This window comes from Chryseobacterium sp. 2987 (genome assembly GCF_031456375.1).
In the GTDB taxonomy this organism is placed as follows: domain Bacteria; phylum Bacteroidota; class Bacteroidia; order Flavobacteriales; family Weeksellaceae; genus Chryseobacterium; species Chryseobacterium vaccae.
Map to the genome: position 1 here is coordinate 39122 of NZ_JAVDUN010000011.1, position 20541 is coordinate 59662.

A 20541-nucleotide genomic window follows, 5' to 3' on the forward strand; every position below is an offset into this window, starting at 1 on the left:
TCCATCGCTATTGAATAAGGAAGTGATTTTATTAAAGAGGTTTATTTCTTTGACAACAGAGATCATGTTAACTAGAACAAAATAAGAACTGATTGATCGACTTAGGAAGCAGGAGCGTTAAAAAAATTGAGATTGAATCCGTTAAAAAAATTCCACTGTCTGAGCATAGCTGGGATTTGGCCCCGAAGAAGAATCGTTTGATCCATGCGAGTTTGGAAATTTTAGGAGTCAATCTCAATTTTTAGCGGATGATTCCAGTCTTGAATTTTGTATACTTTTTTTCAAGAAAAAGTATAATAAGAAAAAAAATCATTTTTATATCAGTCTACTTTTTTGTCTGATCCCAAAGCATTAATGTTGATTCTTTAAAAATAGCCATATAATATAAAAAAAGCTTTCAGGATAAACTGAAAGCTTTTATGATTTTTGTATATGGAAATTAATCTGCCATAGCCTCACCGGACTTTCTGTAGATAAAACTTCCATAGATATGTCTTCTTGCAAAACGGCTTGGAGAATCAGAATTAACCATTTTAATGTAGGTATTTCTCGGAACACCAATGTATTCATACATATTTCCGTTCAAATGCTGTACTGTCAGAACCGATTTTTCAAGAAAGAAATCCTGAATATTGGACTTTGTGATGGTCTCCGTATATTCTTCTTTGTATTTTTCCTGCGTTTCAGGATTGATGCTCACCAGAAAATGATAGGCTTCAATCACTGATTTGCTTTTTTCCTCTGCTTCTAATTTTCCGGCTTCATCATTGATAAATTTATCAGGATGAGTATCCTTCATCGTATTTCTGTAAATAGTTTTTAACTCCTTTAACGTAACGGTTTTATCAACTCCTAAAAGCTTTCTGTGCTCGCCCAGTTTTTTCATAATGTATGGTCCTTATTTCGGGGTGCAAAATTAAGCTTTTAAATTGTAAAAATCATAACTTATTCAGTATTAATTTATTTAATAATCAGAAACTGAAATTTATATACAGACAATATGAGCGGATAAGACTATTTTAATATGTGTGGAGATAGATTATAGCCTATTTCTATAGAATCATAATGCGTCTTTTATAGTACCATTCTATAATAATCCTAACCATTAATTATATTCCAAGATAAACCCATATAAAAGCCCACTTTATTCAATAGGAGCGGGCTAAAGCCCGCTCCAAAAAAACAAAAACCCCTCTGGCTTTAACCAAAACTAAACCAAGAATTTGGAATTATAACCAATGATTTCCCAGTTTCTCCCTTGTCACATACTCCGCACTTGCTTCTCTTGCAGCCTCCACCATGGCAATCAGAGCCTTTTCCGTTTCATCCCAATGCCTTGTTTTCAGACCACAGTCGGGATTTACCCAAAGCTGCTGTGCCGGAATTACGGCTTGTGCCTTATTCAACAATTCTACCATTTCTTCTTTGGACGGAACTCTTGGAGAATGAATATCATAAACTCCCGGACCGATCTCATTCGGATATTTGAAATCAGCAAAGGCATGCAGCAGTTCCATCTGGCTTCTGGAACATTCTATGGTGATTACATCGGCATCCATATCCGCAATATTCTGGATAATGTCATTAAATTCAGAATAGCACATATGCGTATGAATCTGAGTAGCATCTTCCACACCGCTGGCAGAAATTCTAAAGGCTTCTACTGCCCATTTCAGGTAACTTTGCCAGTCGGATTTCCTCAACGGAAGACCTTCACGAATGGCAGGTTCATCAATTTGGATAACCCTGATGCCTGCTTTCTCTAGATCGGTTACCTCATCACGGATAGCCAGAGCAATTTGTTTACAGGTAAGAGAACGGGGCTGGTCATCCCGTACAAAAGACCATTGAAGGATGGTTACAGGACCTGTCAGCATTCCTTTTACCCATTTCGTAGTTAATGATTGGGCATATTGTGACCAATAAACGGTCATAGGATGAAGTCGGTGGACATCTCCATAAATAACAGGCGGTTTTACACACCGGCTTCCGTAGCTTTGTACCCAGCCATTTTGAGTGAAGGCAAATCCGGAAAGCTGTTCTCCGAAATATTCCACCATATCATTCCGCTCAAATTCTCCGTGAACGAGTACATCAATTCCTGTCTTTTCCTGCCAGCGGATTGTTCTTTCCGTTTCTTTTTTCAGTAGTTCATCGTAGTGTCCGGCAGTGAGTTCCCCTTTTTTGAATTTCGCTCTCCAGCTTCTTACTTCTTTGGTCTGAGGAAACGAGCCAATGGTTGTTGTTGGGAACAATGGAAGTTGAAGGACTTTCTGTTGGACTTCTTTTCTGATGTTGAACGGATTATTTCTCTGTGCATCTGCTTCAGTGGTTACGGAAATGCGGTCTTTAACTTCCTGATGATGAATAAGCGTTGATACTTTACGGTTTTCCAGTGCTTTCCTGTTTTCAGCTAATACCTGCAAAGTATGATAATCCGGATTTTCTGAAGCTAGCTTTTTCAAAACAGCGATTTCTCCAATCTTTTGTTTGGCAAAAGCCATCCATTGTTTAATTTCAGGAGACAAAACTTCTTCATTAGTTTCCGAGTCAAGATCGAAAGGAACATGGAGGAGCGAACAGGAAGGCGCAATAAAGACCCGTTCTGATCCGATTTCACTGACCGCTTTTTTAATCCAGTGAAGCGATCTTTCAAAATCGTTTTTCCAGATATTTCTTCCGTCCACAATTCCAAGAGAAAGGCTTAATGTGGTAGGAATTGCCTGTAAAACGTCATCCAACTGCTCAGGACAGCGCACTAAATCAATATGCAAAACATCTGTCGGAAGGGAAGAAGCCAGAGAAAGATTGTCTTTTAATCCTTCAAAATAAGTGGCAATGATCAGTTTAAGATCCGGAAACTGTTTTCTGATTTCACCATAAATATAGTGATACGTTTCTTTTGCTTTTTCATTTAAATCCAAACCGAGGAACGGTTCATCAAACTGAATGTATTCTGCACCGTGGTGTTCTAGCTCTTTTAAAATTTCAATATAAACAGGCAAAAGATTTTGAGCCAGATCCAATTTGTCGAAATCTTCTTCTTTTTCTTTACCCAAAAGCAGGTAAGTAACCAATCCGATAATGACAGGTTTCGCATTAATCCCGGATTGTTTGGCACGGATAAATTCTTTGATGATTTTATCTGAAAATAATCTGAAATTCTGGTTTTTCCTGAATTCAGGAACGATATAATGATAATTGGTGTCAAACCATTTGGTCATTTCCATGGCGGTGATGTCCAGACCGTTTTTCTGATAGCCTCTGGCCATAGCAAAGTAAAGATCAAGCTCTGAGTAAGATTCTTCAGAAGCAATAGCCTGATAACGTTCCGGAATGGCTCCAACGGTAAGCGCCATATCCAATATCTGATCATAATACGAAAAATCATTACACGGAATAAGATCGATGCCTGCTTCCTGCTGGATTGTCCAGTTGGCTTGGCTGATGGTTTCCCCGGTTTCCAGCAATTGTTGCAATGATGTTTTACCTGCCCAATATTGTTCACAGGCTTTTTTGAGTTCTCTGTTGCTGCCAATACGCGGGCAGCCAAGTAGGTGTGTTTGCATTTTCTTTCAAACTTTTAAATTAAACAATGGTTTAAAAGCTCTTTTGAATGCTTCGCTATGCCGCCGCGGAAAGAAAATAAAGGAAACGCAGAGATACAAAAAGGACGTAATTTTCCTGTTAACGGTAGAATACGTTCAAAGTATCATCTGTATGACCCAAAGCTTCAGACCGCGGAAGCATTGTCAATCCGGAACAGGCAGGTCTCCTGGCTTGCAGCGGCATCTGTCATCCTTCCCGCTTTTGGCAGTGGATATGCTGGGACAGAAACCTTTGGTATGCTGCTTACAGTTGCGCGACAGCTCGTGATTTTCACACGATTCCCTATTAATCTACGCTACGTAAAACCTCTTCCGTTTTGATGAAGTATTATAAAGAACAAAATAGGGGATAAAGATATAGAATTAAGATAATTGATTGGCTGTATTTTGAAAATTTAGAATAATATTTTGAATTGATCTTATTTTAAAGCTGAATATTCTGTATTTTTGAAAAAAATGACCGTAAAAAGAATATTATCCTGTGGAAAGACTTGATGAAAAGGATCTTCAGTTGCTGAGAATCCTGCAAAAGAATGCAAAACTGACCGTTAAAGAGCTGGCAAAAGAAATTAACCTGTCTCCGTCACCTGTTTTTGAACGGGTCAAAAGATTAGAACAGGAAGGTTATATCAAGCATTATGCAGCTGTTCTGGAAGCTGAAAAGCTGAACAGGGGTTTTACGGTTTTCTGCCAGATTAAGCTGAAAATTCATGACAGAGCTGTCGGAAATAAGTTTGTAAAAGACATCCTTAATATTGAAGAAGTAGCGGAATGTTACAATATCTCCGGCGATTTCGATTTCCTGCTGAAAGTTCAGGTAAGGGATATGAAACATTATCAGGATTTTGTCTTCAATACATTGGGATCGGTAGATTCTATCGGAAGCACACACAGTACTTTTGTAATGGCGGAGGTAAAAAATACCCATGGGGTTTCCATATAAATATTATAGAGGACAATATTATTTGCTCCTGACTTCCAGAATATTTTCTACAGGTTGCTCCGGATGTTCAAGATAAACTTTATTCATATCGACTTTTCGCAGCCAATCAGAAACTTTAAAACTCCGTAGCGGCAATTCTGTTGAATCTTTATTGATCTCAAAGCTCAGGCTTTTAATGGTATTTCCTCCACCGAAGGATTGTCCCCAGAACTTGTTTTTATCATAGCTGATAAGACGGTTGTCCAGATTTTTACCTTCTGTATCATAAACTTCCGGACGGGTATAGGTTTTATCAAAAGTCCATTGGGTAATATACCCGATTCCGTTAGAGTCAACTGTTAATTCATTTTTACTGAGTTTTGAAAGCACAAGATTGATTTCTCCGGAATATCCTTTGGGAACAATAATTTTTAAGGTTGGGGAATATAGTTTATAACATGAAACTATTAAAACAGGAATTGATGTTAAAAAAACAATTGATATAAATTTAGTTTTGCGGAATATAAGGCTCAATATAAAGGACAGAAACAAAATCAGCCCTATAACCATAACCAGTATAACGACAGAAACAAATATTCCCGAAAACAAACCCCCTCCCGGCATATCTTTCAGCTGGTATAAAAAATAGAGCAGTAAGAAGGCTGATAAAACAGGAGAAATTCTCTTTACAGTGTTCATACAGGTTTCGTTTTTAACAAATTTAAGCCAAATGTTCAGAAAGAACAATCGTTAAGGGTACTTAAAATCTTCAGTATAATTAGGATGGATTTTCGAATTAAGATCTGCTTATTAAAAATCTTTAATTTTTTCCTTAATGAATCTTAACACTTAAAGGCTCTTAATGTTTCAAAGAAAATTTAAGTCGTTTTTTATGATTTAAAAAGACTCATACAGATGTTTATTAATCTTAAAATAAATGAGCTGTCTTTTAAAGTCAATAATCGTATTGAATTTCTTCAGGAATTTATTTCCGAAAAAGCCGGCCATTTTCTCTGTGGCATCAATACCTTCTTTAGAGCTTGAAAGAGTAACCGGAATATTATAAAGAAACTTTTGGGCAAATTTCAGGGAAGGGCAGAGTACAACGGGCATTTCATATACGGAACCGTCCGAGCCTTGAGCGGTTGCTTTTCCTATTGTTTTCATGATGTTTGCCAAAGCATTTTTCCTGGCAAAAGGGGAAGCAATGGTCAGCGCATCATCTGCACCGCTGTCAAGACCAAATAATCCAGAATATTCTTTGCCGTTGACTGTGAAACTGCTTTCTACAGCCGGATAATCATTCACCATGTGAAGTTTCATTTTTTCATATCCCGTAAAATCAATGGTTGTGCTGTTTTCGTCGTGAAACTGGATCTCCTTTTTATGGTAATCGATTTCAATAATCTTTCCTTTCATCAGGTCTGTGCCGAAAACGCCATCAAAATGATCAGTTTCATAAGGGATCAGAGTGAACAGAACATCCTTTTTTTCCATATCTCCCAATTGTACAGTGTTATGACTGCTGTGTTCAACAGAGTTTGTTCCATTAGAACCCTGATTGACAGATTTACCATCAATGATAAGATCTGGTTTTTTCTTTGCTTGCATATTGATAACAGAACCGTTGGCACCGGTATCCAATAAAAACTTTATATTGTCGGTTTTGTTGACTTTACAATAGATATAGATTGAATGATCTTCCAATGAAAACGGGATAATAACCGGGCTATTTTGTGCTGTTATTCCAATACTGATCAATGCTGCTAAAAAAAGATAAAAGAATTTCATAACGTTCTGTTTACCGGCGAAAATAGAGGTAATTATCACCTTTGCAAAAGAAGAACTTACCGTTAACCTTTCCTTAACCGTGTTATTAACATTCATTGTTATTTTTCGGATGTTAATAAAAAAACAGCACCCGATCAGGTACTGTCTCTGTTATTTAAAATTTTCTAAACCAAAGGCTATGGTTCCTCACAATCCATCTTCAGTTTCGTAAATATCTTATCAAAAGTTTTATAGATGGTTCCTTCTTCATCTACAGCCGGCCTGAAGCTGTTATTGGCGCAATTATGAAATGAAATACTGATCAGGTCAATTAATGCATAATCATCTTTTTGCGGATCATTGAACTTCGCATTAAAGTTTGCCATAACCGCTTGTGGATTGGAATTTCTTTTGCTGCTTGCTTCTGCATAATTCTTCCATGTAGCATACATCTTTTCCTTGTCAGGTGCGGCTATTGCATCAATCTGTTCTCTGCAGGTATTGTAAAATTTACTGTTTTTCAGCGAGGAAGGATCAGAAAAGGCGGTAATGTCTTCTTTGGTAAGCTGGTATTCATTTTCAAAAGTCTGCATTGCTTGCTGGTGAAGATTTTTCCATACCGGAAGATTAATCACTTTAAGAGTGTACAGTTCTTTTTTCTTTTCCTGGTACTGCTGTTCCAGTTTTTGAAGATAAGTGTTTTTATTTTTCCGGATGTCTTCAAGACCGGAAAGTTTGAATACCATAGGACTGTCAAAATAAAGACCGCTGAACTTGTACAAAAGCTTATACGTATCGTCGATCTCACTCTTTTTATATTTTGCCGGATTAAAATATCCTTTATTGTCACAGCCGAAAGTCTGGTAAACATACTGTACCAGATTTTGAGTTTTACCGGAAGCTTTCTGTCCCCAAATTGCAAAAGACATCATCAGCGAAAGCCCGGTTACTATTTTTTTCATACAGATAGAGAAATTACGCCCTCAAAATTAAGGTTTTAAATTCAAAAAAGAAAAATGTAATGCTCTTTTTAACGATTAAATTCTTGTGATTTAATGCAGGTCGCAGCCTGTTTTTCATTTCCTTTTATTATTTTGCATGAAACTTGATGAAAGTTCTGTTTTCAGAAAGAACAAAAATTAAGAATATAATCAGAAAGCAAAATATTAATGAATCAGGAATTAAGCTGTTCTCAGGACCTGGTTTTTAATGGAAACATACACACAATTTATTATGGCGCACCGTATTTACGTATATAATGTTGAAGCAAAGAATAATGAGCAGTATCCTTATTATTTAGGAGAATGGAACTACGAGATTCCGGTACTGCTGCTCCCCCTGTTTTTTGGAAATCCCAGATCAAAAGGAAAACTGCTATATTTTGACAGACAAGAAGGTATTTCAAAACTGCGGACCTTTTATCAGCTGCTGGCGGACCATTATCAGCTGAATTATAAAAAGGTGTATTATGAACCAGTAAATAAAATGTTTGAATTTCTGGAGGCGCTTCCTTATGATACTTTTAAAATGGACGCCTGGGACGTTTTCAATATGAGTGAAGACAGGCATTCTGATCAGGCCAAAGACTGGGTTGAAGAAATAAAAGATAAGTATATCATCTACAATAAAGCAGTACAGAAAATGGATCTTCGGGTTTTGGAAAAAGAGTTACTGAAAAGATCCGGATACAATTCATTTCTGGAAATTCTGGAGACAGACTGGATTAACTACGGACTTGGGTACTGGAATGATGAGGCTTACAAAGATACCTATGAAACTTTTGAAGAAAACGGCTTGTGGGGATTTAAAGACCGGAAAGGTAATGTACGTATTCCTGCAGTGTATAACGAAGTTTATGCTTTTAATGATGAAGGAATTGCTGTTGTTCAGAAAGATGGTAAGTTCGGCTATCTTAAAGATGATGGTACTTTGCTTGTAAGATGTCTTTATCAGGATGTTTTGGAAGCATTTTCTATAGATGGGAAAAATTATGGATTGTTTCAGGATAATGACCTGTGGGGCGTTATGGATATAGACGCGGGAGAATGGTCTGTTCCGAATATATTTGATGATCTGGAACTGCTGAACCGGAGAGGTTTGTTCATTGCTAAAAAGGGAGAACATTTCAGATTGATTAATCACCTGAATAAAGAAATTGTTGCAGGAGATTTCGAAACCCCGTTTGATTTTGATTACCAGAGCCTTGTTTTCAGAAAACTTCCTGGAACTTCAAAGAGAGCTTATTATAATCTGGAAGGAACTTATATGGGAGAATATCCTGAAGATACTCTTTCTCAGATGGCTAACGGATATTACTGGGTAAATCCTAATAAATTTCAACATAAGATCAGCATTATCCAACCAGACGGAAGCCTTCTGGATGAAGGAATTGATAAGCTGATTACCCTGGATGGCTATACAGTATCTGCCTATAGGAAAGATAAAAAATGGCAGATTTATGATCATATTAGTTCGCTGTTCAGACTAAATGGATTCGAAATTGAAAATATCCAGATCGATTCACATATTCAGGAGATGAAGAATGTGTTTATTGTTTCAACTTCAGAAGGAACCGGACTTTACGAAGCTTCGAAAGACCGCTGGCTTGTTCCGTTTTCTAAAGAACATCAAAAGATAGATTCTTGCAGACCGGAAATATGCAGGATTATCCTTCAGAATGGAATGTTTTATTATGACCGGAAGACAGAAATTTTAAGTCCGACCTATGATTATATCTGTGAAGGGATAAACTATGATACGCAGCTTTTATGTCTTTTCAGGGGATCTGAAATGTTGATATTGAATACAGACAGAAAACTTCAAAAGGTATCAGATTCTGAAATGGGGTCTTTGTATGAAAAAAGATATAACCTTCGCGGAAAAGACCAGAAGTATTTCCTTGACTTTTATAAAAAATGGACCGAAAAAACCGGCCCGGGATATGAAAACCATTTTAATAATGAAACCCTGAAATCTAAAGCTGCTGAAATGGAAAAAGAAGGCAATATCAGAGAAGCTATTCGGCTTTACACGATGGGAGCAGAGCGTGGAGATGCCTCTATGCAGACAGACCTTGCATTTATCCTGACCAACGGAGACTATCCCGAGTTTTACGATCTTCAGAAAGGACTTTCTTTATACGAAAAAGCAGCAAAACAGAATCAATCTTACGCCTGGAATAACCTGGGATATCATTATCAGAACGGAATCGGATACCCCCAGGATATTCGGAAAGCACTGGAATGTTACGGAAAAGCAGCAGATTTGGGTAACGGTACGGCACTCGGCAATCTGGGAGACCTTTATTTCTATGGAAAACAAGTGGATCAGAACTATGATCTGGCTCTTGATTATTATAAAAAAGCAGAAAAGAAATACTGTTTCAACAGAGAAAATATTTCCGAGATTTATTATCAGAAAAGGGATTATGCAAATTTACAGCGCTATCTGAGGCAGGATTACGACGGTACTTACTCCCATATTTATTACGGAATCCTCTATGATCATGGATTTGGAGTAAAACAGAATGTTAAAAAAGCCCTCAGATATTATGAAGATGCCCTGGAATACATGAGTTATTTCTATGCTCTGGAAAGATTGCTGTATTATTACAAAGAAGATCCAAATTTTGCAGACCCTGAAAAATATAAGCAGTGGAAAAAGTATGGGGAAGAAAATGATATGGACATATAGAGCCTGAAAAAATTATTTATTGTTCAGGTATTGGCTTTTCAATTTTAAAATAATAGTTTTGATATAAATTCATTTAAACGTGACACTATATTTATTTCTAATCTTTATTGTCCTGATATTTGGCGGAATTGCTTATCTGATGATGCGTTTTTTCAATCGCTGGACAAGGAACAGCAGATATGAAACGATTTGGGATACATTGATCTTTATCGGCTCATTCGCTTTAGTGCTGCTTGTGGCCGGATTTATTTTTTTCTACAATCTGAATCTCGGACGCTGATATCCGCCGGTTTCTTTTAATGATGAAAAAGGCAATTGAAAGATTAATGATGAGTGACAGCCACACATTCATTCCATAAAACAATTCATAGTCATGAAGCTCTTCATGGTAGAAGAGATTTTTAATAATTCTGAAGGTAATGGCAGTAACGGTCACGGCATAGCTCAGGATCATAGCATTTCTATGTCCTGTAATGTTTCCTTTTTTAATGGAAAGAACAGCAGTCGTGGTAAAATAAGCCCAAAGTATATCCTGAAGCAAAAATCCGGTAATTCCTGTTAATCCTCCATTCGAAAAAAGCCCCAATACGAAACAGGCTGGTACATTAATGAGCAGGATATTATAAATGTAAATCTTGCCAATAATCCTGTGCAGCTTTTTATTTTCCTGTAAAAACAGGCTCGAAAACTGCGTTAAACCAGCCAACAGACACAAGGTTATCGAAAAAATATGAATATAGAAAAAAGCCATCCAATACGGATTGTTAACCACCTGCTGCTTAAACTGAAGAAAGCCCACATTCTTTTCCAGGCCGGTATATTGGGAGATCGTCTGCAGCATGACGATACTGAATATCATCACAGAAAGTACAGCCAGTGCATTAACGATCTTTATTCCAATAGACTTTGCCATCTGTTTTACCCCGTAATTCTAATCTTCTAAAACTTCCTTAACCTGAGTTTCCAGATCCTCAATGCTCTCGAACTTTTTGAATTTGATGGATTTTCCTGTTTTCTTAAGTTCTTCAATAAGATCAAGGATCAGTTCCAGAGGTTCAGCCTCATATCCGAACAGATGATTGTCAAAATTAGTTCCTGCAACAATTCCGTCCCGATTCATTCCCAGGCACCAGTTTTCGATAAAATCATTCAGAAAAATCTCTGATACTTTATAGTGATCCCATTCCTTTTCAATACAGGATTTTGCCCTTGCCTGATCAGACCAGAAGCAGATGATCTGTACAGGTTCACCGTCTTCATATTCCAGTTCGTTGGAGTAGGAGACTGCAAAACCTGTTTCATCCTTTAAAGCATAAATAATTTCAGTTTCGCAGACTTTTGTAATAAAATCTTTATGGCGGTTTTCTACCGTAATATGGTCTTGTAGCATATGTTTATAAATTTCAGTATTGTATTAGTTAATGTGAATTGGTGTTAAGGAGTTTAAATGTAAAAGGCAGGAAGCAGGAAGTTAATTTCAGTTATATATTGAAAGCTATGTGAAAATGAAATTAAATAAAAGCAGATCAACATTTGCTATTATTGATTTTCATAACTTCCCTCTTCCATTATCCAGCTTCAAACCTGCATCTATCAGATATTCTTATCCCGAACAGAGGTTAATTACAGATTATAAGATTCCCTTAATTCTAAGATACTGCAGCAGCATAATTGTTTTCGCATCTTTAATCTCTCCTTCATCAATCATTTTAAGAGCTTTGTCAAATGGAAGTTCCAACACTTCAATGTGTTCACCTTCCTCTTCCAGTCCGCCTCCGTCTGCAATTTTCATATCCTGGGAATATTCAGCGATAAAAAAATGCAGGATTTCAGTAACAGAACCGGGAGACATATATGCTTCAAATATTTTTTCGGCATTGGAAATTTTATATCCGGTTTCCTCTTCCGTTTCTCTTTTGATACATTCTTCGGGATGATCATTATCCAGAAGTCCGGCACAGGCTTCAATAAGCATCCCATCCTGATTTCCGTTGATGAAAGTAGGGAGCCTGAACTGTCGGGTTAAAATAACCGATTTTAAAGTTTTATGATAAAGTAAGATAACCGCTCCGTTTCCCCGGTCATAAGCTTCTCTGCTTTGGGTCTCGGTTGAATCGTCTTTTTTAGAAATAGAATACGTTACTTTTTTTAAAGTATACCAGTTGTCAGAAAGAATTTCTGTTTGAATAATATCTACGTTGGGAGTGTGCATGTAATGGTAAGTAGTTTATATACTATTTTATTGAGTATTGTTTTGAATTAATAAATCTTCCAAAGCCTTTTTCAGATCAGGAAATCTGAACCTGAATCCTGTACTCTGTATTTTTTGGGATGAAGCTCTTGAACCTTTCAGAAGTGCGTCTGCCAGTTCACCGAACATCAGCTTTAAAACAAATGACGGAACATTGGGCATGAATAAAGGTTTTTTAAGAACTTCGGCAATTTCTTTTGTTAAATTTTCATTAGTGGTATGTTCTGGAGCAACGGCATTATAAGCTCCGTTTATTTCTGAATTTTTCAATGCTGTTTCATAGATTGAGCATAGATCATCAATATGAATCCAGGGCATATATTGCTTTCCGCTGCCTAAAGCAGATCCGATACCATATTTTATTGTTGGAACCATTTTTTTCAAGGCTCCGTCTTTTTCCGAGAGTACAACGGCTGTTCTTATTTTTATCACTCTTTCTGCAAGAACCTGTTCCCTAAAGTTATCCGCAGCTCTTTCCCAAAGAACAACAACTTCACTCAGGAAATCATTCCCCGGCATATCATCTTCCGTATAAATGTTTTCCGTAGTTTCCGTACCGTAAAAATTAATTCCTGAAGCCGAAATAAAAGATTTAAGTTTCATTTTTTTATCTCTTATCGTTTTCAGAAGAAGCTCCGCAGAATCTACACGGCTGGAAATCAACTCTTCTTTTCTCTCTTTGGTCCAGCGTTTTTCAGAAATATTGGCTCCTGCGAGGTGGATAATGTGGGAAACTCCATCCAAAGCAGCCCCATCAATCATTCTTTTCCGGATATCCCATTCAAATTCATGTTCATGTTTCTTTTTTCTGGTTAAAAACCTTACTTCAAATTCTTTTCCTATCTTTTTAGACAGTTCCTGTGCAACCATGCCGCCAGCACCTGTGATCAGAACAATTTCTTTCATAATTATAGAATAGGGGGTTAGTTTTTATTCTTTACGATGAGGATAAAATCATCTTCCAGGAATTTATAACCGTAATCATAAATAAACCGGTATTCAGCGCCATTTTTATAGATCTTCAGATTTGTAAAATAATCGAAGTCGAAGCCTAAATTGTCTAATTTGGATTTTGCCACTTTTGCTTTTCCTTCTGTATTGATTTCTACGAGAATGCGATAGTTCTTACGGAGTTTGTTATTCACATTCCGCATCAAATTGTTAGAATCTTTGTTCTGCTTATTATTGTAGGCATTCCGGCAGGAGTCGTTGCAGAACTTTTTATCCGTCCTTCCGATAATTTTTTCGCCGCATTCCAGACAGTTCATCGTTTAGTTTATTTTAAGTGGTGGCCATGTCTTTTCTTTAACAGTCTTTTAAAACTGCTGTGAGAAGGGTAGCTTCGGTTAGGCGTTATATTATTGAAAAATAAAGCCACAATCAGCAGGATAATACACCCCGATAAAACAGGGGAGATAACGTACCAATACCCCAATTCAGGGATTTTTCCCGTAGAACTTACTGCGATCAGAGCCGTTGCTCCGCCGGGAGGGTGAAGAGTTTTTGTGTACTGCATCAGAACAATAGAAAAAGCCACTGCCAACGGAGCGGAAAGCCAGATAATATCAGGGACAATCTTGTAAACAGTAACCCCCACAATAGCTGAAAAAACATGTCCTCCAATCAGGTTTCTGGGCTGTGCCAGAGGGCTTTGGATGGCTCCGTAAATCAAAACACTCGAGGCGCCAAAAGAACCGATCAGAAATATATTTTCAGTCTCCGTTAAAGAATGGGATTGAATAAAAGCAATGATTCCGATTCCAAAAAATGCACCCAGAAATGACCAGAAATGCTCCTTGTAATCAACCAGCGTTTCCTTATAAATCACATATTTTGAGACCCTGAAAGTTCTTTTTATCGTCTTCTTCATTTACTCTTCTTTATTTTTTATAATTTGAATTAAGTTGTTAATAAACGGCTGGGTATAAATTCCCTCCGGATCATAGTCTGGATCAAGAATGGTAATCTGGATTCCAAAACACTTTGGTGACCGGATCAAAGGATTCAGCATTTCCTGAAGGTTGTTGTAATCAATTCCGTCTTCCATCCGGCTGTCTACCGCGGGCATAAGTTTATCTTTCAGAATATCTACATCAAAATGAATGAAAAACCCGTCAAGGCTTTTATATTTGATCATGGTAAGAAAATCTTCCGCAGTTTTTTTGAAGCCGTTTTTTCTGAGATGTTCAAGGTCAAAATAATGAATATTTGAACGGATGATTTCGGCCGTATATTCATCATCATTGGTTTCTGCATTTCCGACACAGAAAATATTTTCCTCTTGAAAATAAGGTTTAAAGCCGTCAATATCCGTCAATTTGTTATGACCGTATCCTGTAACTATAGCCAGATCCATTCCGGCAGCGGCTCCCGTTTCAGAAAGCGTTGGCGGAATAAAATCCGTGTGGCCGTCAAGATAAAAAAGTCCGAAATTCCCCAGCTTCTTTAGTGCGAGGGCGTTTCCGATTAGAACGCTGCAATCACCACCCAACATAATATTGAAATTTTCTGGATGATGGTTTTTCAGAATAAATTCGGATTGTTTCCGTGCATATTCAATGATCTTGCCTGCATTTCGTACCCCTGATTCTTCATCCATATTCATGGAATATTCAGGAGCTTCCAGTCTGAAAATATGCTGGGGATCAATTCTTTTATGAAAACCAAACTTTCTGAGCCAGTCCGGGAGTTTTTTTACACCAGGTTCTGTCTCGTGCTCTTTTTTCTTAAGTCCCAGATTGAGAGGGAACTCAAAAATAGTGATGCTTCTTTTCATAAAAGAAATTTCATCAAAGATACGGAATTATCCGTTTGCAAACGGGTAGATTGAGTATGAATGCCTCCTTAAGAATAATTTAAAAGAAGGATTTTAAAATGAGATACTAAATTCATTTTATTCCTATAAACAATGAATAATTTACCAATTATTAAAGACTAGAAACTTTTAATAACCACACAATTTTCTTCAGGAATAAAACTTACTATTTTACATTTTGTTTTTTTAAGACTGAAGATTTTTATTTATTTTTTTTCGGACAAAGAAATTCTTGAGAAAATGTAAAAAATTAGATTCATGTGAAAGAACTATTCAGGTCAAGAGGATAGTACTCTGAAACTATGATTAATAATGGGGTTTGACAGATTCTTAAATTCTTTTTCTCTGTTTTATTATCCGTTTACAAACGACTACAAATGAATTTAAATAGTTTATAACCGACTGTGTTTTGGGGAAGTGGCAATCTTTGCAACAGAGATTTGAGAAAGCAGTGAACGTCTCTGATCTGAATTATTAATCTTAAAAATTATAAAGTTATGTCACTAAGAAACAAAGTAACATTAATTGGTTACACAGGAAAAGAAGTAGAAATAGTAAACTTCGACAACGGAACTCTAAAAGCAAACGTATCTTTGGCTACCAATGATCATTACACCAACGCAAAAGGAGAAAAAGTAGAAGAAACACAATGGCACAATCTGATTGCTTTTGGGAAAACAGCGGAAATACTCCAGAAATATGTTTCCAAAGGAAAAGAAATAGCTATTGAAGGAAAACTGACGTATCGATCATACGATGACAAAGACGGTGTTAAGCGATATATAACAGAAATCAGAGTAGATGAGATTCTGCTTCTGGGAGGCAAATAATTCTAAAAGTACAGTAATGAAAGTAAAAGTTTTTAAAATCAGGCTTCCGGAAGAATTTTTGTACAAAGATCAAAAAATGCTTGACGATTTCCTGGATGTGAATGAAATTATAAAAGTAGAAACGGCTTTTGTAAATGACGAATGTTATTGGTCTGTAATACTGTATTTTGAAGAGATAAAACCATTGAAAAATATAGTAAGAGAATCCAAAGTGGTAAAATACTCTGCTGATAATGAGATTTTAAGCTCTGATGAAGAAAAGATTCTGACTGCCCTGAAACTCTGGAGATCAGAAAAAGCAAGAGAACAGAACCTACCCACTTATTTTATTGCGAGTAATAAAGAACTGGTATCGGTTGCGAAGTATAAGCCTGCAAAAAAAGAAGAACTGCTTGATATCAAAGGCTTCGGGAAACATAAGATCGAAAATTATGGCGAAGAAATCCTGGAGATTCTTGAAAGCGTCTGATTTTTCAGAATTAATGATCACCTAACAACAAAAGCTGGAGAAGATTACTTCTTCGGCTTTTTATACTATATAAATTCCTTTCAATTCCGTACTTTTGCGTCTATCAAAATGATATACAAGAAATGAAACCAGGTTTAGCAAAAGGAACGAGAGATTTTACGTCACAGGAAGTTTCCAGAAGAAAATATATTATCAATATTTTACAGAATAACTTTGAGTTATTTGGATTTCAGCCATTAGAAACTCCAAGTTTTGAAAATCTTTCTACATTGACAGGGAAATATGGTGAAGAAGGAGACCGTCTTATCTTTAAAATTTTAAATTCGAGCATTAATGAAGCCAAGGAAGATAAAAAAACTCAGATGCTTCATGATTTTCAAAGAGCATTAGAACAACCTTTTAGTTCGGAAAATTTAACGGACAAAGCTCTTCGTTATGATCTTACTGTACCTTTTGCAAGATTTGTAGCGATGAATCATGGGAAACTGACATTTCCATTCAAACGTTCTCAGATCCAGCCGGTATGGAGAGCAGACCGACCACAGAAAGGACGATTTAGAGAATTTTATCAATGCGATGCAGATGTTGTAGGAAGTGAAAGTTTACTTCAGGAAGTAGAACTGGTTCAACTGTATTTAAAATCATTCGCAGATTTGGGTGTTTCCGTGACAATTCACATGAACAACCGGAAAATTCTTTCCGGATTAGCTGAATATGCTGGGATTACAGATAAACTGATCGATTTTACTGTAGCTTTAGATAAGCTGGATAAAATCGGAAGAGACGGAGTTGTTAAAGAATTGCTGGAAAGAGAAATTTCCCAGGAATCTATAGACAAACTGGATTTCTTATTTGAGCAGTCTGATGATGCGCTGGAAAACCTTCTTCAGCTGAAAGAAAAATTTGCAGGAAACGAAATAGGGCTAAAAGGAGTGGAAGAACTGGAGTTTGTTCTTACCCAATCTCTGAATCTTGGAGTTGATATGCAAAATCTTGTATTCAATATTACCCTTGCCAGAGGATTAGATTATTATACTGGGGCTATTTTTGAAGTAAAAGCTGATGAAGCTGCGATGGGATCTATCGGCGGTGGCGGTAGATATGATAACCTTACAGAAGTTTTCGGTGTTAAAAACATTCCGGGAATCGGAATTTCTTTCGGGCTGGACAGAATTTATCTGGTAATGGAAGAGCTTAATCTTTTCCCTGAAGAAGCATCTTCCTCAATAGAATACCTGTTCGCCAATTTTGGAGGCGAGGAAACAACAGAAGCACTAAAACTGATTATGCAGTTGAGAAGAAAAGGAATTTCAGCAGAACTCTATCCTGAAAATGCAAAGCTTAATAAACAATTTACTTACGCTGAAAAGAAAGGAATTAAAAATCTTGTTTTCCTGGGTGAAGAAGAAATCAGAAACAATACAGTAACTTTTAAAAATCTTGAAGCGGGAGAACAGAAAACAGTTTCTGTAGAAGAATTTTTAAATCTGTAATACAATTTCATGATAAAGAGAGTACTTTGTTTGGGCTGGCTGGCATTGGCGATTATCGTCAGTGCCCAGATTTCCCTTCCTCTAGGACCTTCGGATCCTTATGCTTATAATGCAGAAAAAAAGAGTATATCTTTAAATAATATCAAAGACTTTCCTAAAGAAATTTTAAACAAAGATCTTAAAATCTTAAAGATAAGGGCTCATGAAAGTTTCAGGGAAATTCCCGGAGAAATAAAGAGCCTTAAAAACCTTGAGGATTTTGAATTGATCAATTCTGGGGGAAATATCACCTTTCCTGAAAGTTTTGCAGATCTTCAAAATATAAAAAAAATAAACATCAGCCTTAGAGGAAGTGAGTTTCCACAACCTGTTTTAAAGCTTAAAAACCTTCAGGAGCTTAAATATGGAGATAAAAAGCTGGGAAAATGGCCGGAAAATCTAGGGAATCTGGAAAATCTTAAAATACTGGATCTGTCCTATTTCAGATCGATAGATACTGATTTTGCCCATCTTCCTGAACTGATATTGCCCAAAAGTATAGGAAATCTGGAAAAGCTGGAACAATTTATTGCCGTCAGTAATCAGATGAAAAACCTTCCTGACGAAATAGGAGGTCTGATTTCGTTACGAGATCTGGATCTGGGGTACAACAGTTTAATTGACTTACCTGAACGTTTTGGCCTTCTGAAGAATCTGAGAAAGCTGAATCTTCAACAGAATCAGTTTACCGAACTTCCAAAAGCAATCTCCGGACTGGAAAATCTTGAGGATCTTAATCTTAATTTTTGTCTGATTAAAAAAATTCCTTTTGCAACAGGAAATCTAAAGTCTCTGAAGGCATTAGGTCTGGCGGGAAATAAGATATCCTCCGACTTTAAAAAACTGTATTTAATTCCCAATCTCGAAGAACTGAATGTATACGAATGTGGAGTCAGTAAAATTCCTTCCGGAGCAGTAAATATGAAGCAGTTGAAGTCTCTGAATATTGGAGCCAACCCGCTTTCTTCCGAATCCGTTAAAGAATTGTACGCCCTCTCTGGTCTGGAAATATTGGAAATGGGTGGCATTCAGCTTGAAGGTCTTCCTTCTGGGATTCAGCAGCTTAAAAACCTGAAAAAATTAGGTCTGGATAAAAATAAAATATCTCAGGATAATCTGAAAGAGATCTATGAATTGGAGAATCTTGAATCACTGAACCTTTCGGAATGTCAGATTGATAGAATTCCAAAAGGCATTGAAAAACTCAGAAATCTGAAGAGTCTTTATCTGTGGGGAAATAAAATTCCCAAAACAGATATTGAAGCATTGAGAAAAGCGTTACCAGATACCGATATCCGCATTTAGATAAAATTGTTGATTGGTGTAAAATTTAGAATATCAGAACCAATATATCAACCCGGAATTATTATCCCGGGCAGAATAGGAAATTGATGAGCTTCCTGATCTTCTGATGGAAGATGAAGAGATCGGTCATATTGTTGACGGACTACGAAGGAACAGCCGTTCATCTGTTTTTGAACTTCTGGAAAAACTTGGAAAATTAAGAGAGAATGGAATTCTTACTGAAGAAGATTTCCATCTCAAAAGAAAAAGCTTCTTGAAAAATTGCAAACATTCAAAAGTTTATTTCTTAATGCCTTAAAAGAGGCTGCGTACTGCATCGGAAGGATCCTCCAAAACTTCTGCTGATTGAGAAATCAATATATTCTACCCTGATATTTTCCTGCTCAATCTGATTCCCAATATGTTTGAAGGAAGGGTCTGTAATATAAACTTTCGGAGATACAGAAAGTCCGTTGGTGGCCAGATTCATGGCTTCATCTAAAGTTACATGTATTTTTTTCCACTCTTTCAGAGCAGCTGGAATTCCATCTAAAAATGCATCTTCACATATAATCATCAATTCTTCTCTTACAAGGCCAAGGGCACAATCTAGATGCAGAATATCAGGATGAAGTTTTACCTGTTCAACAGTATATCCCTGTGGTTTTAAAAGTTTTCTTAACCATTGAACTCCAAGCTCATTTGAAGCAAGCCCTGAATTTCCTACAAAGACCTGTTTGCCTAAGACAAGAACATCTCCTCCTTCCAGAAACGGACCTTTCCCCAATGTAGAATCTTCCGCATCAGCAATTTCAGGCTGAGGTACTGCCACATAAATGCATTCCTCAGGGTATATTTCCTGAAGAAAAAGATCCCGTACCGGAAAAATTTCACTTCTTCGATGTAAAAAGCGAAGCGATGATTCAATGATAAAATTCCCCACTGTAAAAAAGGGATCTCTCACAAAAAAGTTAGAATATCCGGCAGTTCCCACAGCTTCTTTTTCTACAGAAGACAATTTACGGGGACGGAGAACTTCGACACCATACTCTTCCAGTGTTTTTTTCAGATTTTCCCTTTCGCCTTCCCATTGTTTCTGAAGTTCAGGAAAAACCTCAGAATAATCCTTTCCTTTATTTTCAAAGTTTTCTTTTACCGCTTCTTTACTCAGAAAACGCAGGTCTTCTGGTCTGGGCTCTTTTGGGAAACCAAATTCAGATTGGGCAAGAACTACTTTCTTTAAAGGCGAAAATTCATTTTCAACAAAGATCATAACAGGAAGTTTTGGGGGAGTATGATAACAAAAGTATTTAAAATTTAATGAATGTCAATGTCTGAAGTAATAACGGTCTGGAAAATTATAAAAA

Annotated in this window: 19 protein-coding genes and 1 riboswitch; of the genes, 6 read left to right on the forward strand and 13 right to left on the reverse strand. The window is 36.7% G+C overall.

The window, feature by feature from the left end; translation table 11 throughout:
• Window positions 1–439: 439 nt before the first annotated feature.
• Window positions 440–886, reverse strand: a complete 447-nt coding sequence (locus J2Y40_RS21885) for a KTSC domain-containing protein (protein ID WP_153392903.1) — start codon at window positions 884–886, stop codon at window positions 440–442.
• A gap of 343 nt (window positions 887–1229) precedes the next feature.
• A complete protein-coding gene (metE, locus tag J2Y40_RS21890) occupies window positions 1230–3569 on the reverse strand; it encodes a 5-methyltetrahydropteroyltriglutamate--homocysteine S-methyltransferase (RefSeq protein ID WP_310001346.1) in 2340 nt (779 codons plus the stop codon).
• Window positions 3570–3747: 178 nt separating this feature from the next.
• Window positions 3748–3934, reverse strand: a riboswitch (cobalamin riboswitch).
• A 155-nt stretch (window positions 3935–4089) separates the two neighbouring features.
• On the opposite strand from metE, the gene J2Y40_RS21895 reads away from it, so the two are divergent.
• Window positions 4090–4551, forward strand: a complete 462-nt coding sequence (locus J2Y40_RS21895; RefSeq protein ID WP_153392894.1) for an Lrp/AsnC family transcriptional regulator — start codon at window positions 4090–4092, stop codon at window positions 4549–4551.
• Between the two features lie 18 nt (window positions 4552–4569).
• Here the strand turns inward: J2Y40_RS21895 and J2Y40_RS21900 are convergent, their stop codons facing one another.
• The 3 genes from J2Y40_RS21900 to J2Y40_RS21910 form a co-directional block, all read right to left on the reverse strand.
• Entirely contained in the window at window positions 4570–5229 is a 660-nt protein-coding gene (locus tag J2Y40_RS21900) for a hypothetical protein (RefSeq protein WP_153392891.1), read from the reverse strand.
• Between the two features lie 198 nt (window positions 5230–5427).
• Window positions 5428–6417 carry a retropepsin-like aspartic protease gene (locus J2Y40_RS21905; RefSeq protein WP_310001351.1) on the reverse strand — a complete coding sequence of 330 codons (990 nt, stop codon included), beginning with the start codon at window positions 6415–6417 and terminating at the stop codon, window positions 5428–5430.
• 80 nt (window positions 6418–6497) lie between these two features.
• Window positions 6498–7262 carry a hypothetical protein gene (locus tag J2Y40_RS21910; RefSeq protein ID WP_153392885.1) on the reverse strand — a complete coding sequence of 255 codons (765 nt, stop codon included), beginning with the start codon at window positions 7260–7262 and terminating at the stop codon, window positions 6498–6500.
• 271 nt (window positions 7263–7533) lie between these two features.
• Between J2Y40_RS21910 and J2Y40_RS21915 the strand changes: the two genes are divergently transcribed.
• A complete protein-coding gene (locus tag J2Y40_RS21915; protein ID WP_310001355.1) occupies window positions 7534–9993 on the forward strand; it encodes an SEL1-like repeat protein in 2460 nt (819 codons plus the stop codon).
• Between the two features lie 223 nt (window positions 9994–10216).
• Here J2Y40_RS21915 and J2Y40_RS21920 read toward each other — a convergent pair whose 3' ends face one another.
• The 7 genes from J2Y40_RS21920 to J2Y40_RS21950 all read right to left on the reverse strand — a co-directional run bounded on the left by J2Y40_RS21920 (window position 10217) and on the right by J2Y40_RS21950 (window position 15020).
• Window positions 10217–10906, reverse strand: coding sequence for a DUF2306 domain-containing protein (locus J2Y40_RS21920; RefSeq protein WP_310001357.1), 690 nt, complete (start codon window positions 10904–10906; stop codon window positions 10217–10219).
• Window positions 10907–10924: 18 nt separating this feature from the next.
• Complete coding sequence (locus J2Y40_RS21925; protein ID WP_153392876.1) at window positions 10925–11383, reverse strand: DUF2750 domain-containing protein; 459 nt, start codon at window positions 11381–11383, stop codon at window positions 10925–10927.
• Between the two features lie 240 nt (window positions 11384–11623).
• Window positions 11624–12205 (reverse strand): GDP-mannose pyrophosphatase NudK, encoded by a 582-nt coding sequence (nudK, locus tag J2Y40_RS21930; protein ID WP_153392873.1) that lies wholly within the window; start codon window positions 12203–12205, stop codon window positions 11624–11626.
• A 27-nt stretch (window positions 12206–12232) separates the two neighbouring features.
• On the reverse strand, window positions 12233–13150 hold the full coding sequence (locus J2Y40_RS21935; RefSeq protein WP_310001361.1) for a TIGR01777 family oxidoreductase: 918 nt from the start codon (window positions 13148–13150) through the stop codon (window positions 12233–12235).
• Window positions 13151–13167: 17 nt separating this feature from the next.
• Complete coding sequence (locus J2Y40_RS21940; RefSeq protein WP_153392867.1) at window positions 13168–13512, reverse strand: hypothetical protein; 345 nt, start codon at window positions 13510–13512, stop codon at window positions 13168–13170.
• A gap of 8 nt (window positions 13513–13520) precedes the next feature.
• Entirely contained in the window at window positions 13521–14114 is a 594-nt protein-coding gene (locus J2Y40_RS21945) for an HPP family protein (RefSeq protein ID WP_153392864.1), read from the reverse strand.
• On the reverse strand, window positions 14115–15020 hold the full coding sequence (locus tag J2Y40_RS21950; protein ID WP_153392862.1) for an arginase family protein: 906 nt from the start codon (window positions 15018–15020) through the stop codon (window positions 14115–14117). It abuts the gene before it with no gap.
• A 536-nt stretch (window positions 15021–15556) separates the two neighbouring features.
• Between J2Y40_RS21950 and J2Y40_RS21955 the strand changes: the two genes are divergently transcribed.
• The 4 genes from J2Y40_RS21955 to J2Y40_RS21970 all read left to right on the forward strand — a co-directional run bounded on the left by J2Y40_RS21955 (window position 15557) and on the right by J2Y40_RS21970 (window position 19195).
• Window positions 15557–15889 carry a single-stranded DNA-binding protein gene (locus J2Y40_RS21955; protein ID WP_153392859.1) on the forward strand — a complete coding sequence of 111 codons (333 nt, stop codon included), beginning with the start codon at window positions 15557–15559 and terminating at the stop codon, window positions 15887–15889.
• Window positions 15890–15905: 16 nt separating this feature from the next.
• On the forward strand, window positions 15906–16358 hold the full coding sequence (locus tag J2Y40_RS21960) for an HRDC domain-containing protein (RefSeq protein ID WP_153392856.1): 453 nt from the start codon (window positions 15906–15908) through the stop codon (window positions 16356–16358).
• Window positions 16359–16480: 122 nt separating this feature from the next.
• Window positions 16481–17851 (forward strand): histidine--tRNA ligase, encoded by a 1371-nt coding sequence (gene hisS, locus J2Y40_RS21965; RefSeq protein ID WP_153392853.1) that lies wholly within the window; start codon window positions 16481–16483, stop codon window positions 17849–17851.
• 9 nt (window positions 17852–17860) lie between these two features.
• Entirely contained in the window at window positions 17861–19195 is a 1335-nt protein-coding gene (locus J2Y40_RS21970) for a leucine-rich repeat domain-containing protein (protein WP_310001366.1), read from the forward strand.
• A 286-nt stretch (window positions 19196–19481) separates the two neighbouring features.
• Here the strand turns inward: J2Y40_RS21970 and J2Y40_RS21975 are convergent, their stop codons facing one another.
• Window positions 19482–20447: an arginine deiminase family protein gene (locus J2Y40_RS21975; protein ID WP_310001368.1), complete on the reverse strand. Its 966-nt coding sequence runs from the start codon at window positions 20445–20447 to the stop codon at window positions 19482–19484.
• Window positions 20448–20541 lie beyond the last annotated feature (94 nt).

Excerpts from the sequence above, each read along its gene's own strand:
- J2Y40_RS21885 (WP_153392903.1), bottom strand. The coding sequence starts at position 886 with ATGAAAAAACTGGGCGAGCACAGAAAGCTTTTAGGAGTTGATAAAACC.
- metE (WP_310001346.1), bottom strand. The coding sequence starts at position 3,569 with ATGCAAACACACCTACTTGGCTGCCCGCGTATTGGCAGCAACAGAGAA.
- J2Y40_RS21900 (WP_153392891.1), bottom strand. The coding sequence starts at position 5,229 with ATGAACACTGTAAAGAGAATTTCTCCTGTTTTATCAGCCTTCTTACTG.
- J2Y40_RS21905 (WP_310001351.1), bottom strand. The coding sequence starts at position 6,417 with ATGAATGTTAATAACACGGTTAAGGAAAGGTTAACGGTAAGTTCTTCT.
- J2Y40_RS21910 (WP_153392885.1), bottom strand. The coding sequence starts at position 7,262 with ATGAAAAAAATAGTAACCGGGCTTTCGCTGATGATGTCTTTTGCAATT.
- J2Y40_RS21915 (WP_310001355.1), top strand. The coding sequence starts at position 7,534 with ATGGCGCACCGTATTTACGTATATAATGTTGAAGCAAAGAATAATGAG.
- J2Y40_RS21920 (WP_310001357.1), bottom strand. The coding sequence starts at position 10,906 with ATGGCAAAGTCTATTGGAATAAAGATCGTTAATGCACTGGCTGTACTT.
- J2Y40_RS21925 (WP_153392876.1), bottom strand. The coding sequence starts at position 11,383 with ATGCTACAAGACCATATTACGGTAGAAAACCGCCATAAAGATTTTATT.
- nudK (WP_153392873.1), bottom strand. The coding sequence starts at position 12,205 with ATGCACACTCCCAACGTAGATATTATTCAAACAGAAATTCTTTCTGAC.
- J2Y40_RS21935 (WP_310001361.1), bottom strand. The coding sequence starts at position 13,150 with ATGAAAGAAATTGTTCTGATCACAGGTGCTGGCGGCATGGTTGCACAG.
- J2Y40_RS21940 (WP_153392867.1), bottom strand. The coding sequence starts at position 13,512 with ATGAACTGTCTGGAATGCGGCGAAAAAATTATCGGAAGGACGGATAAA.
- J2Y40_RS21945 (WP_153392864.1), bottom strand. The coding sequence starts at position 14,114 with ATGAAGAAGACGATAAAAAGAACTTTCAGGGTCTCAAAATATGTGATT.
- J2Y40_RS21950 (WP_153392862.1), bottom strand. The coding sequence starts at position 15,020 with ATGAAAAGAAGCATCACTATTTTTGAGTTCCCTCTCAATCTGGGACTT.
- J2Y40_RS21955 (WP_153392859.1), top strand. The coding sequence starts at position 15,557 with ATGTCACTAAGAAACAAAGTAACATTAATTGGTTACACAGGAAAAGAA.
- J2Y40_RS21960 (WP_153392856.1), top strand. The coding sequence starts at position 15,906 with ATGAAAGTAAAAGTTTTTAAAATCAGGCTTCCGGAAGAATTTTTGTAC.
- hisS (WP_153392853.1), top strand. The coding sequence starts at position 16,481 with ATGAAACCAGGTTTAGCAAAAGGAACGAGAGATTTTACGTCACAGGAA.
- J2Y40_RS21970 (WP_310001366.1), top strand. The coding sequence starts at position 17,861 with ATGATAAAGAGAGTACTTTGTTTGGGCTGGCTGGCATTGGCGATTATC.
- J2Y40_RS21975 (WP_310001368.1), bottom strand. The coding sequence starts at position 20,447 with ATGATCTTTGTTGAAAATGAATTTTCGCCTTTAAAGAAAGTAGTTCTT.